The organism is Pseudoalteromonas sp. L21, assembly GCF_021728035.1.
In the GTDB taxonomy this organism is placed as follows: Bacteria; Pseudomonadota; Gammaproteobacteria; order Enterobacterales; family Alteromonadaceae; genus Pseudoalteromonas; species Pseudoalteromonas arabiensis.
Genome location: NZ_JAKKCV010000003.1, coordinates 369,465 through 392,263, shown reverse-complemented (window position 1 = coordinate 392,263; position 22,799 = coordinate 369,465). Strand labels below are relative to the sequence as shown.

The window sequence follows — 22,799 nt, the reverse complement described above, 5'->3', positions numbered from 1 at the left end:
TCGTGCTAGCCAGATAACAAGGCATGCTATGACATTCAGTGATGATTATGAAAAAATAAAGTTACTTACGGCGGTTTTTTCGACCACGAGTCGGGGTATTTTAATTACCACTCCCGCGCCTAAAATTGTTGATGTAAACCCTGCATTTGAGCGTATAACGGGTTATAAAAAAGAAGATGTTATTGGTAAAAGCCCCGCAATTCTTTCAGCAAAACAACAACCCGCAGAGTTTTATGCAGCTATGTGGAAAGAGTTGCTATTGTCAGGCCGTTGGCAAGGAGAAGTATGGAACAAGCGTAAATCGGGCGAGGTGTTTCCTGAAATGTTGTCGATTGATGCACTATACGATGAAGCGGGCTGTGTTAGTCATTATATTGGTGCGTTTGATGATATTTCTTCGGTCGTCGAAAAACGTCAGTTTTTGACAGAACTTGTAAATCAAGATCCACTGACAAAATTGTTGAACCGGCGAGGCTTAGATATTCAGTTACATGCTTTTATGCAAGATAAGCAAGGCACACAGCACTTTGCAATTATCTATATTGATTTGGATAATTTTAAACTGATTAATGATACGTATGGTCACGAACAAGGCGACAATTTACTAATTACAATTAGTGAGCAGCTATTACTTCAGCTGCGAGAACAGGATATTTTAGCCCGTATTGGCGGAGATGAGTTTGTGGTTTTACTGCCATCACTCTCATCTTTGAAGCCATGTAATGAAGTCGCTATGCGCTGCACAGAGGCCGTTAAACGCGCAGCTAAAAAATATCACACGTCTTACCCTGTGAGTGTAAGTTATGGTATTTCGCTATATCCAATTAATGGTAATAGTATTAAAACTTTGCTTCAGCATGCAGATACGATGATGTATAAAATGAAACAGCAACATAAAGTATAATATGTTTAGAATAGCACAAGGAAGAAAGGCCTTTCACAACAAGGCCTTTGGGTAACATTACAAAAGCAAATCAGCGATTGTGTAGTTGTTGGTTGATTTCATCAAAAATGCTTGCATCATCGATGGTTGAGGGAATTTGCAACTCTTCACCATCGACCAATTGGCGCAAGTTCTTTCTAAGTATTTTACCTGAGCGGGTTTTCGGTAGGCGTTCAACGTGCAAAATATTCTTTAAACAAGCAATCGCTCCTATTTGATGCCTAACCGAATGAATAAGCGCTTGCTCCACCTCTTTACTGTCGCCAAGGTAGTCATCTTTTAGCACAATCATTGCCATTGGCAGTTGGCCTTTTAATGTATCGTTAACGCCAAAAACGGCACACTCAGCTACAGCAGGGTGGGCTGCAACAATCTCTTCCATTTCGCCGGTGGATAAGCGATGTCCTGCCACGTTAATAACATCGTCTGTGCGTCCCATAATGAATAAGTAACCGTCATCATCAATGTAGCCGCCATCACCAGATAAGTAAAAGCCTGGGTACTCACTTAAATAACCCGCTTTAAAGCGCTCATTATTTTGCCAAATAGTGGGTAAGCAACCTGGCGGCAAAGGCAGTTTCACTACCACAGCTCCGTTTTCGTTTGGTGCACAACGCTCGCCATTCATATCTAAAATTTGTACATCAAAGCCTGGGGTAGGCACCGTCGAGCTCCCAGGCTTTGTAGTAAGCTGTTCTATACCAATAGGGTTGCAAGCAATAGCCCAGCCCGTTTCAGTTTGCCACCAGTGATCAAGTACTGGTAATCCGGTGTGTTCTTGAAGCCATTCGTAGGTGGGTGGATCGAGCCGTTCACCCGCTAGAAATAAACGCTTCAATGACGACGTGTCGTACTTTTTAAAGCCTTCTGCGTTAGGATCTTCTTTTTTTATTGCTCTAAATGCTGTTGGGGCACTAAAAAGTGCTGTGACATTATATTCGGCAACAACTCGCCAAAAGGCACTGGCGTCAGGTGTTCTAATGGGTTTACCTTCGTACAACACGGTTGTACAGCGATAAATTAATGGGGCATAGACTATATATGAATGACCGACTACCCAGCCGATATCTGATGCAGCCCAAAAAACCTCACCAGGCTTCATGCCATACACAGTTTCCATGCTGTAATGCATAGCTACCGCATGACCGCCATTTTCTCTAACAACGCCTTTGGGTGTACCTGTTGTGCCAGAGGTATAAAGAATATAAAGGGGATCGTCCCCATTCACTGCAACAGGCTGCGCTTGTGGTGCATTTTCACTTGCCGATTGCCAATCAATATCACGGCCATCTTGCATTGTCGCAATAGCTTGTTCACGTTGAAACACTATGCAGTGTTCGACTGGGTGTTTTGCATTGTCTAATGCTTCATCGAGCAGAGGTTTGTATTCAATAATGTGATTAATTTCAACGCCGCAAGAGGCAGTCAGCACCAGCTTTGGCTTCGCGTCGTCAATACGTACAGCAAGTTCATGTGGAGCAAAGCCGCCAAACACCACGGAATGTATTGCACCAAGGCGTGCACACGCTAGCATACCAATCACTGCCTGTGGGATCATGGGCATATAAATAACGACTCGATCGCCTTTTGTCACACCAAGGGATTGCATGAGCCCCGCAAATTGAGCCACTTGAGTTTGTAGCTCGCCATAACTGTATTGTTGTTTAGTGTTGGTAACTGGGGAGTCGTAAATAAGCGCAGTTTGCTCAGCAAATCCTGCCTCGACGTGCTGGTCTAGGGCTAAGTAGCAGGTATTCAACTTGCCATCGGCAAACCAGTGATAAAAATCGTTTTTGTCATATTGATACGGTTCAGTGGGTGCATTAAACCATGGGATCCGTTTACTTTGCTCAAGCCAAAACTGACCTGGGTCGCGCTGAAATTGTGTATAGTGTTGTTTATATTCGCCCGCCATGATGAGGCTCCTATATTTTTAGTGAGAGATGTTTACAACATGTTAAAAATATAGGGCGCTTTTTGATTAAATAATATGCGACCTTGGTCGGCAGTCATTTAGTGTCGGGTATTAAACACTACTCTTTCGCTGAGGCTTTGCTGCGCGGTGCGCCAAGTAAAATTCCAATGTGACAAATACATACGGACAAAAATGCACTTAACCCTAATGCGCCGCCATAGCCATTTAATAGCGGCACTAAATACTCAAATAATATTGAAAAAAGCAATGCCGAGATAGCGAGTGTAAAAATTCCAAAGCGTTTTGGGGCACTCATACCAATAAACGTACCGCCAAAAAAGGCAACGCTGTACAGCTCAACATCTGGCGTAATAAAGTACAGTACACAATATGCAATAATTGATAATGATGCAGACGCTCTAATACCGTCAAAGCGATTATGATGAGCTAACAAGTAGGTTGCAAATGCTGCTAGCACAACAAGTGATATGATGACTGAGTTCATGCAACAACCCCTTTAGCTAACATGTAAAGTGCAACACTGGCAAACGCGATACTGCCTAATCGCCCACCAAAGCCAGCAAATAGGTTCATGGTTAAAATGTATAAGCATGCACCTAAAAATGAAATAAGCCCAAGCTCCCAATAATTCGCAATTAAGCTTGAAGAGCACATACCCGCGAAACTACCCGCATAAATAGCTGAGTAAGGGTGTGACTTAAAATACCTTGGAAAAGGAATAAAGGTACCTAGTAAACCAGTCCCCGCCGCTGCAACAACAATCGGTACGTTAAACTTGTCGTGCAATATAAAGCTTAAAAAGCAGCCACAAAAGAAACAAATATACTTAACTAAAAAAAAACTAAAATGAGAGGACAGGGTATGAATATAAAGTTTAGAGGAATGTCGAAAGTGCGGCTTGAGCGGTTTCATACTTACTTTTAGGTAGTTATAAAGGAGCTAATTTTCACATTTTCTACTCATAAAGTACAATGCGAAAAAGCGCAGTCGATTGGCAGCGTTCAACTTGCGGTTAGTCGTAATTATTTTTAAGCAGGCGCGAGAGCAACGCGCCTGCTCTTAAAAAATTACTTCTGATACTGCTTGAACCACGCAAGTGTGTATTCAATTTTTGAGATCATACGTGAAGGGCGACCTGCAATCCCGTGAGGTGAACCAGGTACACGAATAAGCACGGTATCTACTTTTTGCAGTTTTAGTGCTTGATAGAATTGCTCTGATTCTGAAATAGGCGTACGGCGGTCTTCTTCACCTGTCATAATAAGTGATGGCGTGGTCACGTTACCCACTAATGAAAGCGGTGAACGTTTCCAATAGTGCTCAACATTGTCCCAAGGCATACCCGGAAATTGGTTACGAATTTGGCCAATATAGCTGTCGGCTGTCAGGGTTTTACTTAACCAGTTGATCACCGGTTTAGTAATCGCCGCAGCATTAAAGCGGTTTGTTAAACCAACTGCATAAGCCGTTGCAATACCACCCGCTGAACCACCAGCAATAAACAGGTTATTTTTATCAATAAAGCCCTTTTCAATCATCGCATCAACCGCTGAGTTATGATCGGCAAAATCTTCCTCTGAGCTGTATTTACCATCAAGTAATAGCGCAAAGTCTTTACCATAACTTGTTGAGCCACGGTAATTTACATACACAACTACGTAACCTTCTGCGGCATAGCGTTGTAACTCAGCGGTAAAACTTGGGCCATACGCAAGGTGCGGGCCGCCGTGAATTTCAACCATCAGTGGGTATTGTTTGTTTTCATCAAAATCAGGAGGGGTGATATACCAACCTTGGATTGCTTGGCCATCGAACTGAGACTTCACATTCAGCTCGTGTACTTTACCAAGCTTTTTATGGCCTAATACATCTTCATTTAATGACGTAAGAGTTTTGCTTTTACCTTTGTAAAGATAACCTAGATCAGCAGGGCGGTATTCACTGCCTGTTGTAAAAGCAATGGCCCCATTATTTGCCATACTAAAACTACCACTAATATACGGGCGGCCAATTGATGTACCCGAGAGTGTGTCTGTTAAGTCAGTGACTTTGCCACGACTTGAGACCTTAGCCAGTTTACGCTTACCAAAGTCATCATACTGAATGATAAAATCGCCATCTCCAGACCACTTATAGTCTGCAACTGAGCGGTCTAGCTCCTTGGTTATATGGTTGACTGACTTATCGTCTAAATCAAGCATTGAAAGGGTTGAATTAATGTAAGGCACAGGGGCATTGTCGCGAGCGATAAATGCAAGCTCGTCGCCATCTTCACTATAATGAGGATTGGTTTCTCGCCCTGGTTGGTCGGTTAGCTGAGTTAGTTCCGCTGTGTTGATATTAATTTCGTAAAGATCAGACTCGGTCGTACGGTATTCCCATTCACTATTTCGATCTGCTGAAAACGCGAGTTTTGTATTATCAGGGCTCCATGCGAGTGGACCACGATGTTGATAGTCGCCCGTGGTTAGTTGACGAGGTGTGCCACCCGATACAGGAATAACAAATACATGTCGGTAGGCAGGTTCAAGCATACCCGCACCATCCGCTTGATAACGTGCTTTCTCGATTACTTTTACAGGTTTTGACCAGTCTGCGCCTTTTGGTTTTTTAGGGAGTTTGACCGATTTAGCAAAGGCTGTTTTGCCTTCTGGGATATTCATTGTAAAGGCGATTTGCTCTGAGTCATGAGACCAAGTTAAATTGCCAACTGATTTTGGAAGCTGAGTTAAGAGGGCTTGTTTGTCTTGCGCTAACCAATAAACATGTAATTGATTAGAACCACTTACATTACTGGTAAAAGCAATTTTTTTGCTATCCGGTGACCAAGTCGGTTGGCTGTAACTGTGTTCATCAGCGAAAAGAGGAGTGTGCTGACCTGATTTTAGATCGTATAGCCAAAAGCTACGTTTATTACCATCTTTCATGATGTCGTAGCCGCTGCGTACGTAGACAATTTTTTTCCCATCAGGACTAATTTGTGGGTCGCCAGCGTACTCTAATTGAAAGATATCCTCAGAAACAAACTTGTCGTTTGCATAAACAGGGGCCGTATTTGCAGCACATAGCAAGCTGGCCCCGATTATCATTGTTTTTTTAAATTGCATGGTATGGTCTTTTTTATTTGGAAAATTTCATCCTAGAAGTAGACTTTTATTCACGCAAGCTCAATGAGATAAAGTAGCATTAACCAAAGGTGAAAAATCCATCCCAGCGCGCATCTAAACGTTGCTTTGCTGTTTTTAAATCAACCGCTTGATATAAACCTTGGGTTTCTTCAACAAGGTTGAGCTTGACGAGTTTGCTAAGTGCATCGTCAATTTCAAAGTCGAGTTGGCATTGCTGAGTGCTGTAAAACCATGCTTCAATGCGCTGATCTAATTGGACTGAGCTAATTGCTTCATCTGCTTTGAGTAAAAACGTATAAGCGAGCAGAGCTTCTTTTACATCTTCCTCTTCGGCTGCATCTACTAAGGTATGAAAAACGCCCGCATTGTTATCGAGATTTTTAAAATATAAGTTATCTGCCAAGGCTTTCATAAAGCGAATTTTACGGTTTTTAAACTTGCTCCATTCCTTAAAAATAAAGCTGCCAAATACACCCATACCAATAGCAAAAGTAATAAAGTGCTGTTGGCTCATGTGCACTTCTTCGCTGCGCCAGCCTCCCCAAAAAGCAATCATGGCAATTAACAGTAAAATAGATGCACCTAATTTAGTAACCAATACCACAGTTCCGCCTACCAAAGCTGAAGAGCCAATAATAAGTTTATCGATAGGGCGCATTTTCACTTCGCTATTTGGAAATAGCATTTCCAAGTCAGCTTTTGGAACATTCTGAAATAGCTTAACAATGGTTGAGCTAGGCTCAAAACCCATAGGCTTTTTGCCCTTCTCTAAAAAATATTGTTCATCTTTAAAGCGAATGAATATGGCAACGCGATCGTAATTAGTAAACTGAACTTGCTTTTTTCTTAAGCCCCACCAAGTACGTAGCGTTTCTGTTTTTTGAGATTCTCCACGGCGATAGAACACCACTTCGGCAAAGTCAGCAAACTCCACAGCTAAACGTACTTTAAAAAGCGATTCTTCATTAAGTGCTTCTTGTAAGTCCTGATTGGTGATGGTTTCATAATTTGCTGCATTAAGCACAGTGGCAAACTGTTGCGCGAATTTAGCTTGGTGCGCTTTACGTGTTTTATCGTCAATCGGGTTTAATAAACGTGTGTCTGCATTGGGATCAAACGGGGCATAGTTATTTTTTAATGACTCTAATAAGTCATGGTATTGGTAATGAATAACACTTTGCAAAATAGTCGAAAATTCAGCGAATGACTGATGATCCGCTTCGTTTAGATAGGCTTGGCACAGGGAGATAATGTCGTATTTACGAAAAGGAATAAAGCGAGCGTTCGTCATTTCTAAATAGCGTGTTATTAAATATGGTTGGCATCATAAAAAAATAATCACGTAAATGCGATATTTTAAACAGAATAAGGCTTAACTTGGGCTGTTGGAGCCTGATAACTAGGTATGTGCTGTGAGTTACAATAACTATAGACTATCTATAATTATGTTAAAAAAATGCTTAAAATTGTTTTTACAGGTGTTTTTCACTTAGTGACGTTTGCGGTAAAGTGGTGAACTAACCGCAAACCAGAGTAAAGCGAAAAATGTCCTGATGATAAACATTTAAGCTCTACTTATTTCGCTTCACAACAGACGGGATTGCCCAAAAAAGTATACAAATTAAAATAAAAAGTGAAATTGTTAAGTATATATTTTCAAAAGAAACCCAACATAGGAATGCAATTATAGCCGCAATATAAAATACAAATTGCTCTACAAATGCGTAAAACACTTTTAATGTATTTTGGAAAAAAACCTTCATTTACAAAGCCCCTTTAGATCAATGTTTTCAGGACGAAGACAAAACTCTGATACAGGCACTGGTGCGGGGGAAAGAGCTGTTAACGCATTCATTTTGACTAGCTTTTTAACTCATCGTAGGGTGGGGATAGTAGTTCTTCTAAAGGGATATTGACGTTTCCTTCTGCTTCTGCTTTTTTGTATAGTTTAACCAATTGACATAGTTGCCTTTCATACATAAAAATACATTCTTGATAATCATCAAGATCGACAGTTTCTGATTGCGATAAAAATTCATAGTATTTGATAGCATCTTGTAATGCTTGAATGCACACAGACATCATTCGGTGATCAGGAGTTTGCATGTTTTCTAACCTGTATTCTAATTCCGGCATCTCTCGCTAATTCATCTAGCGCGTCTAAAAACTCTGTTACTGGCATATCGTAATTTGGGGAAATTGAATAATGCCATACAGGTCCATTATCCTTTGTCTTTTTTCTGGGGATAACATGGTCTTTTGTGATGATAAGCCTATTTCTGATAGGGGTTCCTGCGGGGATTATAAAATACTCCCATTTTTTGTAGCCAAACATACCATCAGTATTTACAACTGAAGTACCTTTACCTTCCTCAGATTTGACATACTGTTTTCCATTAACCTCTGAGTTGTAAACCTCAACATCAGGCTCTCAAATCTTACCATTTTGAAGTCTTTTTCGAGCAAGGTCTGGATACAGTGGGTTTGTCTTGATGTTAACCTCATCAATATGTAATCCGCGCCAGAGTGTAAGGTCATGATCCGAGCGGTATATTTTCTCAAGATCACCACGCTCAATTATAATGTTTTCCATTGTTCTCATATAGATCTTCCTGTATCCATGAAGCTTAAAAGTGCCAACTCCCGCTAGAGCAAAATTCGATTGGATGGATGACAAAAACTAGCACTTACTTTATTTACCCGCTTAAACAAATTAGCAGCATTGTTTATCAATAACAATGAGATTATGTTTGTTAGAAGCGGAGCGTTCAAGACAACTGTGCCACAAGTAATATCCTACAAGCGCTAAGCAGATCCCTTTAAGCTCATTGGTTCTACTTTAGGTAATTTAAATCATCCTGAAGGATTGCTTTTAGATTAATTACTCCATTCCAAATACTGTTTTTATCTGAAGATTATTGCAATTTTCTGTACTTATTTTTGCTCTTTGTTACTGTTTTACTCACTTGCCGTCATGGTGGTTGTGCTTGATGAAAAAAACAATGATACCAGTAGAGGGCGGTGTTAATTCACCACCGGCTTCAAAACGATTAAAACAATGCTTTATTAGCCTATTCATTATTACTCTGTTGGGTATTGTTGTTGGTTATTTGTCGATTTACCATCACCTCGAAGCAGACATTTACATAAATGGTGTACTCTCTGATGTTATCAACTTACTAATTCTGATTTTTATCTTTTCGTTTGTGCAAACCTCGGCAGTTGTCAAAGTCAGTTATCTATTTCTCAGTAGTGGTATATTTCTATGGAGTATCGGCTTAACGTTTGATTTTTTAGATGAGTTTGTTTATCAGCCTAAGTGGATAGGTATTTACGTTGAAGACATGTTTAGAACAATCGGTATGCTGATTACGGGAGCAGGGCTTTTTTTGGCGCTATCAGATCTCTCTAAAGCATATAAAAAGTTAGCTGACGAACTAAAAACAGATGTACTAACCAAGGCTTATAACCGCCGCTATTTCTATCATTTCATGCAGCAAAACCAAATAAAAAAGCATAGTCTGGCAATAGTGGACATTGACCACTTTAAAGCAATCAACGATCAATATGGGCATGACGTGGGCGATCAAGTGTTAATTGATTTTGTTGATAGATGCCAGCAGAAGCTAGACCCTGCGATTTTATTTGCCCGTATCGGAGGTGAGGAGTTTGCCCTTTTTATACCTACAGATGATGTGTTACAGCTAAAGCAAATATGTGAACAATTAGTGTGCTTAGCAAATAATGTAATGGTTACGTCTAATAAAGTATTAAGCGTGAGTGTAGGCTCCGCGACAAAGCGTCATGCAGAGACTTTTGGCTGTACGATGAAGCGTGCCGACCAAGCGTTGTATAAGGCTAAAAATGCAGGGCGAGGACGCTATAGCCACTCTTTGTAAGGGACGGTTAAGGATTTTTGCTGTACGCTAAAACGAACACGACTCTTAAGGATAGATGATGGCAATAGGAAAAAAGCTTAAGCAAAAAACGCGGCAGTTTGTTGATTCTAAACATATGCTTAAATCGATTACGGTGGCATCCTTTTTAGAGTCAACCATAGTGCCTATCCCGTTAGAAGCGGTGCTTGTTCCTTTAATGCAAGCGCGCCGTGAAAAACTCTGGCTTATTGCGCTAATGGCGACTGTTGGTTGTATTATTGGTGCAGTATTTGGCTATGCCTTGGGTTATTATTTGTTTGATATTGTTGGCGATTGGGTCATAAATACCTTTTCGAATCCAGAGCAGTTCGAACAAGTGAAGCAAAAAATGCAGTCACAAGGTTTTTGGTTTGTTTTAACGTTAGGTATTGTGCCCATTCCGTTTCAGATTGCGATGCTCGCTGCTGGCGCCACGAAATACTCCATTGTATTGTTTTTATTAGCGACGGTTATTGCCCGCTCAATACGGTATTTTGCTTTAGCTGCCGTAGTATATTATGCGGGTAATCAAGCTGAACGTATTATTCAAAAGCATAAAACCAAAGCGTTGGTAGGTATCTCTATTCTGGTCTTGTTGCTTTGGTGGTTAAGTACACTGATTTAATCCTTAGCGCTTGATTTACTGTAAATTATAGAAATAAAAAAGGTGCTGAGTTACCTCAGCACCTTCCTAAGTTCTGCAACTTCATTATTTAAGTGCTTTTTTTACTTCACGCCAGTCAATAATTTTAAAGTTTTGCGGCGCTTGTGGCATTCGGTTATACCCATCTTGCACTATGAGTACACCTTCAGGGTAACCAGGTAAAGATGCAGGTGTAACGGTTAAGCCATCAGTTTCTGATACACCGTCAATGGTTTGTTCAAGGTTATTGCTTATTGCAAATTTACCCGCAAATTCAAGGCTAGGTGTACTACCATCAATTATTTTATAGAGCACATATGTATAGTCACCTTGGCTAGAAACCACTAAATAACGGGCATCTTTAGCGTGGTAGATTTCCATGCCTTCGATATCATCCACCAGTATATCGTTTACTGTTTGTAGCATAACAGGTTCACTGCCAGCGTTTGGCTCAGCACCTATAAACCAAATACCTTCATCTTCTTCGCCTAAGAATAGCTCTGCGGTTGTATCATCAGCACTACACCCCTCAGGTTGGCTTGGAACACTAAATTCACGTACTAGTTGTGCTGATACACCCTCATTATTACCAGTTAGTTTATATTGTTGAAAAAGCCCCGATTTATCATTCATAAACACATAGTTGCCTGTGTTTGATGAATACATACACATACCGTAAATTTCTTTTAGAGTAGTTGGCAGCTCAGCTAAGTGTTGTACTTTATTTCGTTTATCAACGGTATACACACTAATACTGTTATAAGTACGATTACTGCCTGCTATCCACGTATTTGTAGAGTTATCAATGCTTGAATGTTGGCGTACATCTACATTATTTAATCGGCCTGTTTCCAATGCTTGTAGTTCTTTGCCTGCAAGGTCGTATACCATCAAGCCACGACGTTTATCAGTACCCAGAATTAAGCTGTTAGCTGCATTATTAGGGTTAACCCAAATAGCAGGATCATCGGCGGCATCACCAAAAGCACGCACTGCATCGGTTTGTGCTTGTGCATGGATATAAGTAATAGCCGTTGTTTTAGCCTTGTTTTGTTGCTCTGGCAGGGCGTCGATTTGCCCCTTAAGATAATGACCTGATTCATCATCGTAAAGCACGATATCGGCTTGATTGTTGTTAAAGCGTATTGCAGCAGATTCGATTGCAAATTCATCTGCAAATTGCCAGTTGTTAAAGCGCTTTGTTTTGCTCTCAAGGCGGTGCAATTGGTTATTTTCTGAGGTCGTGAACCATAAGCTACCGTCACTTGTTGTTGCTAAACCGCCAACCTCTGGGGCTAAAGTGCCAAATGGTGCCATCATAGCAAGGGGTTTTTTATCGGCACGAGATTCGGCATCAGCGTTAATTTGCCAAATGCCTACTTCGCCTTCACTTACATAAAGGGTTTTACTGTTATCATCAACCGCACAGCCTGATGTTTCACTAACCCCTGCAAATTCGCGCAATTCAATATTTAATGAGCGCTTATTTTCAATATCAAATACTAAGGTTTCACGAATAAGACCACGAGCGTCTGCTACAAACGCCGACACAGCTTGAGTCGTTGGGTTTGCAAATAAGCACACTGCCTCTGGTTTTGCTTTTGGTGGTGTAATACGGCTAATTTCAGTTAACTGCCATTTCGGTGTTTTTTGTAAGCTAAAAATAACCGCTTGGTCAGTTTCGTTATCAATACTTGCAACGAGGTAGTTATTATTATTGATTGATTTAACAGATAAGGCTTCAAAATTCCCTTTTTTAAGAATATGCGTAGCGCCTTTCGCATCTATCAGTTGTAAGCCTTGGCTTTGTGAGCTTAATAGCCAAGCGTCATCAGCAATGGCTGCTGCTTGTGAGCCTTGCATATTTTCAGTTGTGCCAAAGGCAGTTAATTGGTTTTTACTTGGTGCCTCGGTTGCCGTTGTTTGGCTACAGGCTGCGAGGGTGCTTAGCAATATTGCACTGGCAGCAAGGTTTAGTGGTGTTGTAAAATTCATGGGATCCCCAATTATAAAACAAGGCAGCAGTGAGCTGCCTTAATAACTCTTTGTGTATTAAAACGCGTAGCGCAGCATTAACTGAATGACTGGGCCTGCTTCTTCAGATTCCAGTTCATACTCGTCAAAGTCGCGGTTGATTTGGTCATCAACGGTGTCGAACTTGTTAAAGCTCTCGTCTTTGCTTGCATCTAGTAGGTTTGAGCCCACTAGACGAAGCGTGACGTCTTGCCAGCGTTTTTCTACGAATACTTCAAGGTCTGCGCCGTAGTGTGTAGTCACTTCTTCACCCACGATACGACCATAAGCATCACCTTGTTTACGGTAAGTTGCACCGAATGAAGCGCCTAAATCAGGTAGGTCTTGAATAAAACCAACGTTAAATACATAGTCAGATTGGTCGTTAAATTTACGGCTACCAAAGGCGTCATCTACTTCTGAATCAAGCCATGAGTAGTTAAAGAATACCCCAGTGTTTGGCATGCTAAGGGCCGAAAGAGGCGTTGATAAGTCAAGTTCAACCCCTTTCACAGTACCATCACCTGTGTTACGTGGTTGCAATATATAGGTGCCTTCGCCTTCTGAGCCTTCTACGCCAGTATTAGCAATTTCAATCAGGTCAGAAACATCACGGTAGAATACATTGAGTCCTACTACGCCGCTTTTGCCTAAGCGATACTCATAACCAAGGTCCATACCCCACGATGATTCTGGCTGAAGGTCTGGGTTACCTAAAAAGTCGTTATCACCTAATTCTTTTTCAAGTAGAGCTGGGGTGATGTAATCAAAATCTGGGCGGCGCAGGCTGCGTGCAACTGAGGCACTTACACGGCCGTTTTCAGAAACGTTGTAGCGTAAATGGGCTGACGGTAAGAAAAAGTCGTAGTCATTGTCTGCTGTTACACCTTCAGTTTTATCGGTAATGTTTGAGTCGGTTGACTCATAACGCACACCCATTTCCCACGAGAAATCTTGATCTTCGTGTTTTACCAGTGCAAACACATCTAAGCGGTCTTCTTCAAGTGTATTTACACCGCCAGCCGCTGCTTCAAACTCGTTGTTAAAGCCTGCCAGCGACAGTGGGGTTTTGCTGAACTGATCCCAGCTTGCAAAGTTTTGTTCGCTTTCCCCTTCGGCTTGATAAACCGCCGTATCACGTTCTTTACCTTGTAAAAACGCACCAAATTGAATGGTTTTATTTTCACCCGCAAATAGGCTGTGTTGCCATTGCAATGACCACTCTTTATCGTCGATATCAACGGTTTCTTCCTCTTCTTCGAATACCATAGGAAGTTCAGAGGTATCAATTTCTACTTCTTGTTCGTACACAGACTCTTCAAAGCGTGCAAACCCTAATTTGAATTTACTGGTGCCACCAAAAAGTGGTAGCTCATAGCCTGAGTTAATGTTGTAGTTGGTTTGATCAATGTAAGATACATTGGCATTGTCGGTTTCAAGATTCCCCCCTTCAACAATCGAATTGCTGGTGGCGGTTGGGTCGTCGTATTCAAATGAACGTTCATCTTCTGTTCGGTCTGTATCAACCCAAATAGCGCTTATATCGAATTTACTGCCATTATCAAAGGCGATTTCGTAGCTGGCATTGAGTGAGGTATCGTCACCGTCGCGGGTGTCGGTTTGATCTTCGCGGTTATCAAACTCTTCCGTTTGATAATTGGCGTTATTTTCAGGGCTGTCGCCATAGCGTCGGCTTGATTTTTGTTTTGGGTTATAACGGCCTTGTAAGTTTGCGCCAAGTAATAAGCGACCACCTGCAAATTCAGTACCGTAAACGCCTGCAAAGCTTTCTTTTAATTCGCCATCATCATAACGTAGGCCACCCGCACGCAAATAACCACCATCTAAACTGTAGCCATCACGAAGAACGATGTTTAGTGTACCTGCAATGGCATCGGCTGAGCGGTTTGCACTTGATGCACGAATAATTTCTACACGCTCAATGAGCTCTGCAGGAATGCGGTCAACAAAAAATGAGCGGTCTGCACCTGCGCCTGGCACTTCTTCGCCATTAATAAGCACCTTAGTATAAGCAGGGCTCAAGCCTCGCATACGTGCTCCATCTGATTCTAAAACGTCAGACAAAAACGTCACACTTGGTACACGCTTCAATGCGTCACCTGCGGTAAGTGGCTCAAAACGCTGGAAGTATTCTTGCGAATACTCAAGTGTGGGGGCAAGTTCTTGTGAACGGTTGCGATAACCAATTTCACCATACACAACAAGCTCTTCTGAGACTTTTACTTTTTTTTCATCTGCCGTTTGTGCATCTTGTGCATAGGCACCGAATTGGCATAAGGCGAGAGCGCTGACTAACGCCTTCGTTTTAAATTGTTTCATGGGGTTGCTCCTGATTGTCCTTGGTTTGGAGAGCAAACTACCCAGCTTAAATGACGCAAATGTGACAAAAAACCGCTAACAACCAGTAAAAACAAGCAATTAAAGGTGTTTTGAAAGCATTTTGAGCTGCAATCACCCCATTCAATTAAAGTAAATACAACGCTGAAAGGGGTTAAAAAGGGAGCATTGTCGTTTTGCTGTCACATCATTGAGCTAATATGACCCTGCTGCTTTAAATGCTAACGGGTTAGCATGGCAGTGTGATTTATTGTTAGGTATAGAAAATGCGATTTAACCCTTTTACTCATCATCGATTGTTAACCAATGTTGTGATTGCCCTGTTTGTAATTGCATTTTTGCTAAGCGCACAAGCAGGGGAGTTAAAACCACTTGCCGACATTGCATGGTTAGATATTTTAGGTGAAGGTGGCATTGTGTTGATGACACTGACATGGATTGCAGCACTGCTTATTTCAAGGCCTCCCAGTAAAGTCACCAGTTTTTTAGTTTTGGGGCTTGGGCTTTTTATGTTTTCAGCTTCTCTCGATTTATTTGATGAATGGCTGCATCAGCCCACTAATACTTGGCTTACTTGGATCGAATCTTTACCTGCCCCTGTAGGGATGATTTTTACAAGCATTGGTCTCTATCAATGGCACAAAGAGCAATATGTATTAAATCGCCAACTAAAACGTCGTGAAGCAATGCATCGCGAGCATGAGTTAGTGTGCTCGATAACAGGGCTTTACAAAGCCAATTATTTGCAAAGCGTACTGAAAGATCAATTAACCGTGCCACAACCCTTGCAGTTGGCGGCAATTGATATTCGAGACTTTTCAAACTTTAACGCTGAATTTGGCTTTATGGAAGGCGATCGCTTATTGAGCGAAGTAAGCGAACTGGTGTTAATGAACTGTCGCTTGAGTGATGTTGTGTGCCGCTATGCAGGTGACTGTTTTATGGTGTTGATGCCAAATACAACTGAACAGCAAGGCAAAGAGTTGGTAACGCAAATAATCGCCGCGCTGACACATTGTGCTTTTAAAGTTGAAGGCGCTAAACAGGCTAAGTTTCAACATGTTTCGTCTGCTTTAGTGAGCCGAAAACAAGATGATTCAGCGCACAGTTTGAGCGCTCGCTTGCATACCCAGTTACAACAACAAAAACAACAAAGAGTGAGTCATAGTGAAGCCGTATCTTAATCAAGATGACAAATACCTCACTGCACAGGGGCTTATCACCACGCTAGTAGAGCTTGCTTTGAGCCGTGGAGTGGAGCTTCATAAATTGCTTAGAGGCACAGGGGTGTTTGAGCAAGACTTAATGAGCGTGCAACATCAGTTTAGTATTTCACAGCAAGTACGTTTACTGGCTCAATTTAAGGTGTTGATGAAATCCGCTGACAGTGGGTTTTTGCTTGGCAGCCAGCTTGCTAACGATACCTCCGTTGCCGCCCAAGGCGTACTGCAAAGCCAAAGTATTGGTCAGGCACTTAAGCAATTACACACATTGCGTATGCAATTGGCTCCGTTGTTGTTTAGTTATAGTTATCTACACAATGAGCAATATCATATTGTGCTGCAAAACGCTGTCGGCCTTGATGATGAAATGAGCCAATATGTTATGGAAATTTACAGTGCAGCGTTTTATCAAACCCTTAAAAAAGTAGCGGGCGAGCGTATTCATTGCCAATTTGACTTTGCTTATAAACGTGCCAGACATAGCCAAGAATACGAGCAACATCTAGGCTTAAAAGTTGCGTTTGAAAAGCCAATAACGCAATGGATATTAAATAAAGAAGTATTGCGAATGAAAAATCCTGCTTTTAGTAGTTTTCGTTTTTCGCAAATTAACTCACAGCTTGCAGCATACAATTATGCCAATACAACGTTTGTCGAGGCTGTAGGGCGATTAATTTATCAAAATCCTGCTCTTAACTTAGAGCAAGTGGCCTGTGCTTTTGCTATGAGCTCAGCAACCTTTAAACGTAAACTTAAAGCGCATAATGTGCGTTTTTCAACATTGTATGATGAGCAAAGTAAGCGTAAAGCGATTTACCTGCTTGCCATGCGTAAGCAATGTAATGAGCAAGTGGCTATGCGCTTATCGTTTTACGATATAGCAAACTTTAGGCGTGCGTTTAAACGCTGGACAGGGATCACCCCAAGCCAATTAAAAATTTAGTTTAAAAATAAATTTATTGAGTAGCAGTTATTTTTATAAAGCTAGGTTAGACTGTTGTTATTGATGTATTTAACCGAGTTTGCAGATGATTGAATACCCTGTTGACCAACTTCCGCAGCTCATTGATGAGCTACTACAGTGTGATACCACCACCCGTAAAAACAAGTTACTTGCTGATGCCAAAGAAAAACTCTCTACAGAGCATCTTTCGCTTTTATTTGAAGCCTTACCAAAAGAACAGCGTTTAGAGATATGGCAGCTACTTGATGAAGATACACAACACGAAATTTTCATTAATTTAGGTGGCGATAGTTGTCGTTGGCTATTACAAAGCTTAGATGAAGCTGAGGGGTTTAAGTTACTTGATGAAGTCAGTGTTGAAGAGTTACTTGAACTGGAAGAAATCATTCCTGAGCGGTTTGTTGATTATGCCCGTCGCCAACTCGATGAAGTTCAAACAAAACAATATGAGCTAGCACAACAATATAATCCAGAACAATTAGGTCACTGGTTAGATTTTGATGCCTTAAAAGTGTCGGAAAAGCTTACCGTGGCAGGTGCCCGTAAGATTTTTCAAAAAGGGTTACCGCAATATACCGAAGTAATTTATTTAGTGAGTCGCAAAGGCACATTGATAGGTGAAGTGGCAATCAATGCTCTATTTAAAGCCAACGATAACGACAGCTTACTTGATTATGCGAACCTTGATGTGTCGGCTTTGCATGCTGATGATGACCTATATGAAGCTGCTGAAGTGGTAATACATAGCGAAAAAATGGCCATGCCGGTGGTGAATGCCGACAACAAACTGCTAGGCCGCTTATCAGTGTCATCGGCGTATGAATTACGCCAAGAAGTAACCGACGAAGCCGCTGCTAAAGCGGGTGGTCTTCGTGAAGACGAAGACCTGTTCTCAAGTGTAACAAAGTCTGCAAAAAACCGCGGTATTTGGTTGGGTATTAACTTGGCTACTGCGTTTTTAGCTTCTTGGTTTATCGGCTTATTTGGTGCGACCATTGAACAGGTTGTAGCACTTGCGGTACTGATGCCTGTGGTTGCGTCGATGGGCGGAATTGCAGGAAGCCAAACGTTAACGGTTATTGTGCGCGGTTTAGCACTAGGTCAGGTGACAGACTCTAACCGCAGAGCACTATTGAAAAAAGAACTTAGGGTTGGTGCATTAAATGGATGTGTATGGGCGTTTGTAATTGGTGTGCTCACTTACTTCTGGTTTAACGACGGAATGCTGAGTTTAACCATTACGATTGCCATACTATTAAACTTAGTTGCTGCATCACTATCAGGTGTGGTGATCCCATCTATTTTGGATAAGCTTAAGATAGATCCTGCACTTTCGGGCTCCGTTATTTTGACTACAGTCACTGATATTGTCGGCTTTGTCACGTTCCTTGGTTTGGGTAGTTTACTGCTACTTTAGCGTCAAAAATAAACAAGAAGCCTTTATAAAGGCTTCTTGTTTAATTACATTTGTAACAATAAATTAAAAATATACTGTCAAAATTCATTCTTTTTTGTTACTTTTTATATGTGTACTCACTGGAAAGTAGTGAATGAAAAATAGATTAATGCTGTTATTACTCGGTTTGTTGTCTTTTCAGAGCAGTGCTTCTGAAAACTTCAGTGACCATGAGGTTTATTGTGCGCAGCGAAAGCAATTAAGTTGCCTAGACTATATAAACCTACAGCTTAAAAACAGTGAGTTTCATTCAGACCGTTGGTATGAAATTAAGTCTTATCAGTTTGATTATTATTATGATCAAATGGACTTTCTTCCTTTAAAAGAACATACCGAACCTTTCATTCAAACTCCCGAACTACCTGAAGTATTTCAAGTTCAGGTGTACTTTTATTACGCTAAATCAATGCATTACCTCGGGGAGCACGAAGTAGCTCAAAAATATGCAACGAAAGCGTTTGAAAAGCTACAGGCTATTTTTGACTCGTTTGGTAACCCAATGCGCATGGTTGAATTGGCAAATTTACAGCATGTATTTGGTAATAAAGAAACGGCTTTACAAATTCTTGATAAAGCCGAGCGTCGATTTGGTAAGAGCAAAGACCCTATTTTTCATTTTGAGTTGTCATCAAACAAAGCCCATGTATTTCATTCTTTGGGTGATTTAGAGAGTGCTTTGATCAGTAGAGAGGCCGCAGTTGACTGGATTTTAAAGACCAGTCATGCCCGTAAAATAACCCTTGCACTAGGGAACTTGGCACGGACTCATCAATTATTGGGGCATTACTCAAAAGCAGAACGCTATTATCAACAAGCACTTGAGTATATGAGTGAATCAGCTGATCAACTTATTTTTGCTATCTATAAGTTACGTTTAGCCGAGCTAAACTGGCAAGCAGGTAAACATGAGCAAGCTGTTAAGTGGTTTAAGCAAGTGCATAAAGAGGATATTCGTCAAACGCATACCGCTCTTTATACACAGCTTAAAAGCGCGCTTTAGATAGAGTAAAAACAGCCTGATTTTTCAGCTTCGCCTGGCGCTAAAATTTGCAAATGAGTCGATTCACCCTGCTGCATCATAGGTTTCATAGCCTCATCAAATAACTTAGCCGCTTTTTCCATTTGTTTAGCTTGCTCATTTAACGCTTTAAAGTCGGCATCATGAGAAGCAATGAGCGAATCAAGTTTATGAGTTAATTCATCTTGCTCTTTTAATAAATCTTTGTTGATTCTTAGGTGGTTTTCATCTTCTACCACGGCCTTTACTGTAATTGCTTCTATTTGCTGTGAATATTCTGTGACTTGCTGCTCCATCTCAGTGAGGGGAAGCTCCAGTGATTCAAGTTTTTCTTGCTCACGCTTTAATTGTTGATAGGCGGCGATTTGCTCATTGTTTAACGTGCCTTCATGCACTTTTTTACAGTCCTTAAAGGTGATAACACGGTAGTTGTTATCGTCAATTGTTGTGCTTGCGTTAGAAAGACCAATACAGGCAGTGGTGGCTGCGGCAAATAGAGCTGATGCTGTGATGCGTACTAAATTCATAATGCTGTCCTTAATGGGTTGCGTTATTAAGTTAGTCGCAGCAAGTGTGAAAAAAGTTGGTTAAACGAGTTATATTTTTATAAGGAAGCGGTGCTAGCCTAAGCCAGCACCGATTATTTTTAGAAGTTATAAGTGATGTTACCGTAGATGAAACGGCCATCTAAACTATAAGGTGTAAACGCACTATAAGTGAAAATTTGATTAAAGTCGCTGTAACCTATGTTGCTTACAGTATCTTGTGGGTACTGATCAAATAAGTTGTTTGCGCCAACAGCAAATTTCCATTGTGCAGATGGGCGGTATGCCACCTCTAAATCAGTGATCCATTTTGCATCAATGACTTCATCACCTTCTGGTGTGCTTGATGTATCCACCACTTCGCCGTAACGCGTGGCGCGAAGTGTTGTTTGGAAGTTTTCAACGTCCCATGTTGCAGACAAGTTCCATTTATTTGCTGGCGTGCCTTCTTCAAAGCGGGTAATTTCACGACGCGCAAAGTATTCGTAGCTATCACCAAGGGCTTCAAGCTCAGCAGGGTTTTCTTTAACATGAGTAACTTCGGTGTCATTAAAGTTAACAGCTGCACTTAAGCGTAAGTCACCGTAGTTTTCTAAACCTAATGAATAGGTTGCAACAATATCAACACCTTGCGTACGTGAATCAATGGCATTGGTGAAGTAGCGAACACGTTGAGTATTTTGCTCACCGGCCTCGGCTAAAATAGCCTCGACGGCAGGGCCACTTAAGTTCTCAGACAACACAATACGGTCATCAATGTCGATGCGATATGCATCAAGCGTTAAACTAAAGTTACCTTGCGTAAAGATAAAGCCCGCAGTCATGTTAACTGATTCTTCTGCATCAAGGTCACGAGCACCCAATGCGCGCGCCGCAGGTTCATCAACAGGGAACAAACCAACTTCACTTGGAATACCATTTTCAAATACCGTGCTTACCGATTTGTAAGACGTTTGTGCAAGTGACGGCGCTCTAAATCCAGTACTAATTGCACCACGTAGAGACAATGATTCATTCACGCTGTAACGAGAAGCCAGTTTTGATGTAAAAGTACTACCAAAGTCACTGTAATCTTCAAAGCGGCCAGCAAGAACTACATTCCAGTCGCTTGTAAGGTAGGTATCAAACTCAGCAAATACAGCGACATTATGGCGGCTTTCATCAGTTGCACTGTCAGGTGAAAAGCCTGCTAAAACTTGTGCACCACCGGCAGCAACAGGGTTACCTGCATCATCAAGTACCGTGATATAAGAAGCTGTTTCACCTGCTTTAATCTGGTAGTTTTCGTGGCGATACTCTGCACCAATGGTGACAAACACATCGTCAGGTAAGCCTAAATCAAGCGTGTTGCTGGCATCCATGTTAACTAAGTATTGCTCATACACAAGCGCACCGTTATCAAACTCTGTTGGGCTATTTACACCCATTGACGTGTTTAAACTGTTGCTAACACCTAAACCAAAGTCATTACGACCATAGTTGCTGCTTAGATCCCATGTCCACTCATTGGTTTCGCCGTTCAGGCCAATAGCAAATGAGTAGTCATCTACGTCGGTATCAATTTGTGGCAAGAAACCGTCAGGATATACTTCAGGTAAGTTACGAGAGTCTTTCGCACGGCGGTAAAAACCAGCCGAATTACCTTTACGGTTTGAGTAACTAGCAAATGAATAAAGCGATAACGTGTCGTTAAACTCATAACCTAGGTTATAGAATAGGGCGATATCTTCGATATCGGCTTTACCAAAACGGTGGTTGTAGCGGTCAAAGTCGAATTCACGTGGGTCTAGGTTACCGTTTACATCGCGGCTATATTGTTCACGCTGGTCAATACCTGAGCGGTTAGTTGGCTCGTTATTACGCGATTCAATTGAAATATTAATAAAGCCATTATCTGCAAATGAGAAACCCGCATTAGCACTTGCGGTGCGCGAAATACCATCGTTTAATTTGCGGTCAGCGCCTTTTGCAAAGCTTAAGTTGCCTTCGCTATCTGCGCTTGTGCCTAATAACTGTGGCGAGCCTGCCATTTGTGTGTCGTACTCACCATAGGTGTAGCTTACACTACCGCCTTCGTCGGCATCTTTTAGTACAATGTTAATTACCCCAGCAATGGCGTCAGAACCATATTGCGCGGCAGCGCCATCACGCAGTACTTCTACGCGTTTAATTGCTGAGGTAGGAATATTATTTAAATCAACCGCCGTTGAACCGCGGCCCACTGTGCCACCTAAGTTTAATAGGGCACCCGCGTGGCGGCGTTTACCGTTGATTAATACCAGAGTGTGATCAGGTGCAAGGCCACGTAATACAGCAGGTTTTGCGTGGTCAGTACCATCGGCAAGGGTTGCACTTGGGTAGTTAAAACTAGGCAACTGAGAGGCAAGTACTTGGCTAATTTCAAGCTGACCTGTGCTTGCTAAGTCGCGGCTTGTTAATAAATCAACCGGAACAGTACTTTCTGACAAGCTACGTAAACTACGACGTGTGCCCGTCACTGAAATAACTTCAATATCTTTTGCTGTATTTTCAGTAGGTTGCTCAGCAGCGATTGCTGTCACTGATGCAGCAAGCGTACTTGCGATTGCAAGTTGCAAAGGTAATTTATTGAATAATGCCATTATTGATTTCCATCTGACTTATCTATTTTAGCGC

Annotated in this window: 17 protein-coding genes; 7 read left to right on the top strand and 10 right to left on the bottom strand. The window is 41.6% G+C overall.

What is annotated here, in order from left to right; genetic code table 11:
- The first annotated feature begins 28 nt into the window (after nt 1-28).
- On the top strand, nt 29-904 hold the full coding sequence (locus L3V41_RS10615; RefSeq protein WP_062570433.1) for a diguanylate cyclase: 876 nt from the start codon (nt 29-31) through the stop codon (nt 902-904).
- 70 nt (nt 905-974) lie between these two features.
- Here the strand turns inward: L3V41_RS10615 and L3V41_RS10610 are convergent, their stop codons facing one another.
- The 6 genes from L3V41_RS10610 to L3V41_RS10585 form a co-directional block, all read right to left on the bottom strand.
- Nucleotides 975-2,858, bottom strand: a complete 1,884-nt coding sequence (locus L3V41_RS10610; protein ID WP_237127693.1) for a propionyl-CoA synthetase — start codon at nt 2,856-2,858, stop codon at nt 975-977.
- Nucleotides 2,859-2,976: 118 nt separating this feature from the next.
- On the bottom strand, nt 2,977-3,363 hold the full coding sequence (locus tag L3V41_RS10605) for a hypothetical protein (RefSeq protein WP_062570435.1): 387 nt from the start codon (nt 3,361-3,363) through the stop codon (nt 2,977-2,979).
- Complete coding sequence (locus L3V41_RS10600) at nt 3,360-3,665, bottom strand: hypothetical protein (RefSeq protein WP_062570436.1); 306 nt, start codon at nt 3,663-3,665, stop codon at nt 3,360-3,362. The genes L3V41_RS10605 and L3V41_RS10600 overlap by 4 nt, the downstream gene beginning before the upstream one ends.
- Before the next feature lie 281 nt (nt 3,666-3,946).
- Nucleotides 3,947-5,986, bottom strand: a complete 2,040-nt coding sequence (locus tag L3V41_RS10595; RefSeq protein ID WP_062570437.1) for a S9 family peptidase — start codon at nt 5,984-5,986, stop codon at nt 3,947-3,949.
- A 79-nt stretch (nt 5,987-6,065) separates the two neighbouring features.
- Nucleotides 6,066-7,298 carry a TMEM143 family protein gene (locus L3V41_RS10590; RefSeq protein ID WP_193988521.1) on the bottom strand — a complete coding sequence of 411 codons (1,233 nt, stop codon included), beginning with the start codon at nt 7,296-7,298 and terminating at the stop codon, nt 6,066-6,068.
- Between the two features lie 569 nt (nt 7,299-7,867).
- Nucleotides 7,868-8,113, bottom strand: a complete 246-nt coding sequence (locus L3V41_RS10585) for a hypothetical protein (protein WP_193988522.1) — start codon at nt 8,111-8,113, stop codon at nt 7,868-7,870.
- Nucleotides 8,114-8,997: 884 nt separating this feature from the next.
- Here L3V41_RS10585 and L3V41_RS10580 point away from each other — a divergent pair.
- Together L3V41_RS10580 and L3V41_RS10575 are read left to right on the top strand one after the other, a co-directional pair.
- Entirely contained in the window at nt 8,998-9,906 is a 909-nt protein-coding gene (locus tag L3V41_RS10580) for a GGDEF domain-containing protein (protein ID WP_062570441.1), read from the top strand.
- Nucleotides 9,907-9,964: 58 nt separating this feature from the next.
- Nucleotides 9,965-10,549, top strand: a complete 585-nt coding sequence (locus L3V41_RS10575) for a VTT domain-containing protein (RefSeq protein WP_130151173.1) — start codon at nt 9,965-9,967, stop codon at nt 10,547-10,549.
- An 84-nt stretch (nt 10,550-10,633) separates the two neighbouring features.
- Here L3V41_RS10575 and L3V41_RS10570 read toward each other — a convergent pair whose 3' ends face one another.
- Both L3V41_RS10570 and L3V41_RS10565 read right to left on the bottom strand, forming a co-directional pair.
- On the bottom strand, nt 10,634-12,562 hold the full coding sequence (locus L3V41_RS10570) for a phytase (RefSeq protein ID WP_237127692.1): 1,929 nt from the start codon (nt 12,560-12,562) through the stop codon (nt 10,634-10,636).
- Nucleotides 12,563-12,619: 57 nt separating this feature from the next.
- Nucleotides 12,620-14,920, bottom strand: coding sequence for a TonB-dependent receptor (locus tag L3V41_RS10565; RefSeq protein WP_237127691.1), 2,301 nt, complete (start codon nt 14,918-14,920; stop codon nt 12,620-12,622).
- Between the two features lie 284 nt (nt 14,921-15,204).
- Here L3V41_RS10565 and L3V41_RS10560 point away from each other — a divergent pair, with 284 nt between their 5' ends.
- From L3V41_RS10560 to L3V41_RS10545, 4 genes are all read left to right on the top strand, one after another.
- The gene (locus L3V41_RS10560) at nt 15,205-16,122 is read left to right on the top strand and encodes a GGDEF domain-containing protein (RefSeq protein ID WP_062570445.1); all 918 of its coding nucleotides are present in this window, start codon (nt 15,205-15,207) and stop codon (nt 16,120-16,122) included.
- The gene (locus L3V41_RS10555; protein WP_193988525.1) at nt 16,106-17,104 is read left to right on the top strand and encodes an AraC family transcriptional regulator ligand-binding domain-containing protein; all 999 of its coding nucleotides are present in this window, start codon (nt 16,106-16,108) and stop codon (nt 17,102-17,104) included. Before L3V41_RS10560 ends, L3V41_RS10555 begins: the two co-directional genes overlap by 17 nt.
- Nucleotides 17,105-17,189: 85 nt before the next feature.
- Nucleotides 17,190-18,542, top strand: coding sequence for a magnesium transporter (locus L3V41_RS10550; RefSeq protein WP_062570447.1), 1,353 nt, complete (start codon nt 17,190-17,192; stop codon nt 18,540-18,542).
- A gap of 133 nt (nt 18,543-18,675) precedes the next feature.
- Complete coding sequence (locus L3V41_RS10545; protein ID WP_237127690.1) at nt 18,676-19,581, top strand: tetratricopeptide repeat protein; 906 nt, start codon at nt 18,676-18,678, stop codon at nt 19,579-19,581.
- Here the strand turns inward: L3V41_RS10545 and L3V41_RS10540 are convergent.
- On the bottom strand, nt 19,578-20,126 hold the full coding sequence (locus L3V41_RS10540; protein WP_237127689.1) for a hypothetical protein: 549 nt from the start codon (nt 20,124-20,126) through the stop codon (nt 19,578-19,580). The two genes, L3V41_RS10545 and L3V41_RS10540, sit on opposite strands and share 4 nt — an antisense overlap.
- Before the next feature lie 119 nt (nt 20,127-20,245).
- Nucleotides 20,246-22,765, bottom strand: coding sequence for a TonB-dependent receptor (locus tag L3V41_RS10535; protein WP_237127688.1), 2,520 nt, complete (start codon nt 22,763-22,765; stop codon nt 20,246-20,248).
- Nucleotides 22,766-22,799 lie beyond the last annotated feature (34 nt).

Excerpts from the sequence above, each read along its gene's own strand:
- L3V41_RS10615 (WP_062570433.1), top strand. The coding sequence starts at position 29 with ATGACATTCAGTGATGATTATGAAAAAATAAAGTTACTTACGGCGGTT.
- L3V41_RS10610 (WP_237127693.1), bottom strand. The coding sequence starts at position 2,858 with ATGGCGGGCGAATATAAACAACACTATACACAATTTCAGCGCGACCCA.
- L3V41_RS10605 (WP_062570435.1), bottom strand. The coding sequence starts at position 3,363 with ATGAACTCAGTCATCATATCACTTGTTGTGCTAGCAGCATTTGCAACC.
- L3V41_RS10595 (WP_062570437.1), bottom strand. The coding sequence starts at position 5,986 with ATGCAATTTAAAAAAACAATGATAATCGGGGCCAGCTTGCTATGTGCT.
- L3V41_RS10590 (WP_193988521.1), bottom strand. The coding sequence starts at position 7,298 with ATGACGAACGCTCGCTTTATTCCTTTTCGTAAATACGACATTATCTCC.
- L3V41_RS10585 (WP_193988522.1), bottom strand. The coding sequence starts at position 8,113 with ATGCAAACTCCTGATCACCGAATGATGTCTGTGTGCATTCAAGCATTA.
- L3V41_RS10580 (WP_062570441.1), top strand. The coding sequence starts at position 8,998 with ATGAAAAAAACAATGATACCAGTAGAGGGCGGTGTTAATTCACCACCG.
- L3V41_RS10575 (WP_130151173.1), top strand. The coding sequence starts at position 9,965 with ATGGCAATAGGAAAAAAGCTTAAGCAAAAAACGCGGCAGTTTGTTGAT.
- L3V41_RS10570 (WP_237127692.1), bottom strand. The coding sequence starts at position 12,562 with ATGAATTTTACAACACCACTAAACCTTGCTGCCAGTGCAATATTGCTA.
- L3V41_RS10565 (WP_237127691.1), bottom strand. The coding sequence starts at position 14,920 with ATGAAACAATTTAAAACGAAGGCGTTAGTCAGCGCTCTCGCCTTATGC.
- L3V41_RS10560 (WP_062570445.1), top strand. The coding sequence starts at position 15,205 with ATGCGATTTAACCCTTTTACTCATCATCGATTGTTAACCAATGTTGTG.
- L3V41_RS10550 (WP_062570447.1), top strand. The coding sequence starts at position 17,190 with ATGATTGAATACCCTGTTGACCAACTTCCGCAGCTCATTGATGAGCTA.
- L3V41_RS10545 (WP_237127690.1), top strand. The coding sequence starts at position 18,676 with ATGAAAAATAGATTAATGCTGTTATTACTCGGTTTGTTGTCTTTTCAG.
- L3V41_RS10540 (WP_237127689.1), bottom strand. The coding sequence starts at position 20,126 with ATGAATTTAGTACGCATCACAGCATCAGCTCTATTTGCCGCAGCCACC.
- L3V41_RS10535 (WP_237127688.1), bottom strand. The coding sequence starts at position 22,765 with ATGGCATTATTCAATAAATTACCTTTGCAACTTGCAATCGCAAGTACG.